The organism is Finegoldia magna (genome assembly GCF_018371055.1).
In the GTDB taxonomy this organism is placed as follows: Bacteria; Bacillota; Clostridia; order Tissierellales; family Peptoniphilaceae; genus Finegoldia; species Finegoldia magna_I.
In genome coordinates this window covers 1-2,387 of the sequence record NZ_JAGYZD010000248.1, presented here as the reverse complement: position 1 = coordinate 2,387, position 2,387 = coordinate 1, and the positions used below count along the sequence as shown (strand labels likewise).

Annotated in this window: 3 protein-coding genes and 1 tRNA gene; 2 read left to right on the top strand and 2 right to left on the bottom strand. The window is 28.6% G+C overall.

From position 1 onward, the window contains the following. Positions 1 to 112: 112 nt before the first annotated feature. Together KHW44_RS08670 and KHW44_RS08665 are read right to left on the bottom strand one after the other, a co-directional pair. Complete coding sequence (locus tag KHW44_RS08670; protein WP_304068501.1) at positions 113 to 802, bottom strand: thermonuclease family protein; 690 nt, start codon at positions 800 to 802, stop codon at positions 113 to 115. Between the two features lie 17 nt (positions 803 to 819). After that, on the bottom strand, positions 820 to 1,494 hold the full coding sequence (locus tag KHW44_RS08665) for a glucosaminidase domain-containing protein (RefSeq protein ID WP_094209662.1): 675 nt from the start codon (positions 1,492 to 1,494) through the stop codon (positions 820 to 822). A 116-nt stretch (positions 1,495 to 1,610) separates the two neighbouring features. Between KHW44_RS08665 and KHW44_RS08660 the strand changes: the two genes are divergently transcribed. Then, positions 1,611 to 1,686 (top strand) — tRNA-Thr (locus KHW44_RS08660). Between the two features lie 32 nt (positions 1,687 to 1,718). Next, positions 1,719 to 2,387 (top strand): DegV family protein (locus KHW44_RS08655; protein WP_304068496.1); only part of this gene is annotated, 669 nt, incomplete at its 3' end.

Below are 2,387 nucleotides of genomic sequence, written 5' to 3'. Positions count from 1 at the left end.
GACTACTTTATAAGTGTACCATAATAAAATATGTTTGTCAAGCATTTGTAAAATTTATTTCAAGTGAACTTGACTTTATTATTATAGCATCGTGTTTTTTATTTTGCAAGTATTATTTTGAAGATTTTGAAAATCCCTCATCTTGTGCTTCTTTTTCTGTTACAAAATATTTCTCACCTTTTTTGAAATTAATTTTCACATCTTCATAACTTTCTTGATTAGGCATGTGGTATATTTTCAATCCTTTACTGTTAATATTTCCTTTTATCATTCCCCTACCTTTAGAATCGGTGTATTTTACATATAAATTTGGATCATTTATATAAAAATCTTTCCAGAAGCCTTTTTTATTATCCTTTGCATATTGTTCGGCTTTTTTTAATCGCTCAGAGTATTTTTTATTGGTTGTCTTAGTGTATAATTTTGCCATTCCTTCTTTTAGTAATTTTTCGTTAATAAATTCATCATCTAAGAATACATAGCCTAGTTTTCTTTCATATACATCCTCTTTTTCATCGTCAAATTCTACCCTGACTTTTTTCTTTTCTAGCAAATTTTTAGTGTATTCACTTGCAATTTTGCCTTCTTTGACATTTCGACTTTTATCTTCTGCCACGCTTTCTGGTGTATCAATTCCTATAAGTCTTACTCTCGTTTTTTGTCCATCTATATTTAATATTACAGTGTCTCCATCTACAACTCTGACAACTTCATACAAATTATTTTGATTTTCTGTTTGAATAATTTTGTCACAGCTTGTTAATGATATTAGTATTATTAATCCCAGTAAAAATTTCTTCATTTTTTTCTCACTTTTTATTATTTATAGCTTGATAAAATCTTTTCAGCTATTAGTATCATGTGATTATTGACTTTTTCTCCCCAATTTTTATCACTTGCATAATTTTTGTTCATAGCGTAAGAATTATAACCTTTAAAATACTTTCCGTTGTCGCTAAGATACAATATTTTGATTTTTTTGCCAATATCTTGAATTCCTTCATCAAGTGAATTGTATTGACTTGCTCCGTTGTAAGGATCAGAGTCAACAGCATTGAATCCAAACAAATTATTTTTGTCCTTTGCTATTCGACTTTGTCCAAAATCAGATTCATGATTTGCTATAGCTAATAAATACAAGGCGTTCACACCATATTTCTTTTCTACTTTAATGAATGAATGTGCGTTGCCTTTTAAATCAGTACCTTCTAATGCAACTTCTAGCATTCGTTCAGATATTTGAGATTTGTGGGTTGGATAAAACATATTTTCTTCTGAAATTTTTAAAGCACCTACTCTCTTAAATTCATCCAAATCTTTTTCTAATTTATTTAATGTTTTCAACTCATTATCTTCTAATTCACTTTTTTGATAAGTAATTTTTTTTGAAAAAGAAAAGTAATTTTCAGAATAATTTATTATTAAACAGGCACAAAAAACTATCATAAGCAAGAATATTCCAACTCTTTTTTTCATTAATTTCTTGTTTTTCATTCTGCCTCCTAGAATATGACTAGTATTTTATCATAATTTTTACAAATTTCCTATTGATTTTCATTATTGTAATAATCTTGAATTATTGCACTCTTAAGCTTATAATAAGTGTATATGCTGTTGTGGCTCAGTTGGTAGAGCAATTGATTCGTAATCAATAGGTCGGAGGTTCGATCCCTCTCAACAGCACCAATAAAAAAAATAATACTTATCTGGAGGTAAGAATGTCTATAAAAATAATCACGGATTCTGCTTGTCAAATAACAGAATCTAATAAAAATGAAAATTTAATAATACTGAATATGCCAGTTATTAGCTCTGATAAAGAATACATAGAAGGTCAAACCATTAATTCTTCAGATATGTTTTCTAGAATGAAAGATGGAGAAGTTTTCAAAACTAGCCAAGTTCCATATAAGACCTACTATGAATCATTTAAGAACGAATTGGAAGCTGGAAATGACGTAATCTGTATTACATTATCTAGTGGACTTACTAGCACATTTCAAACTGCCACAATGGCAATGAATGCATTATTAGAAGAAAACAAAGATTATAAAATAATAGTTAAGGATTCTCTTTGTGCTTGTTCCGGAGAAACTTCCGTTGTTAATAAAGCGCTCAAACTTGTAGAATTAAATTATTCATTTGAAGAAGTAAACGAAAAATTAGATGAAATAATCTGCGCACAAGAGCATATTTTTACAGTTACTAACTTAGAGTATTTGTACAGAGGTGGAAGATTATCTAAGACTCAAAAAGTTATGGGATCATTGTTGAATATAAGACCTGTAATGAGTGTGGATAAAAATGATGGTAGCTTATATGTTGTAGAAAAAGCGCGCGGCGAAAAACAAACTTTTATTAAAATGAAGAATTTAATGATTGAAAAA

Coding starts and splice junctions, on each gene's coding strand:
- KHW44_RS08665 (WP_094209662.1), bottom strand. CDS start 1,494: ATGAAAAACAAGAAATTAATGAAAAAAAGAGTTGGAATATTCTTGCTT.
- KHW44_RS08670 (WP_304068501.1), bottom strand. CDS start 802: ATGAAGAAATTTTTACTGGGATTAATAATACTAATATCATTAACAAGC.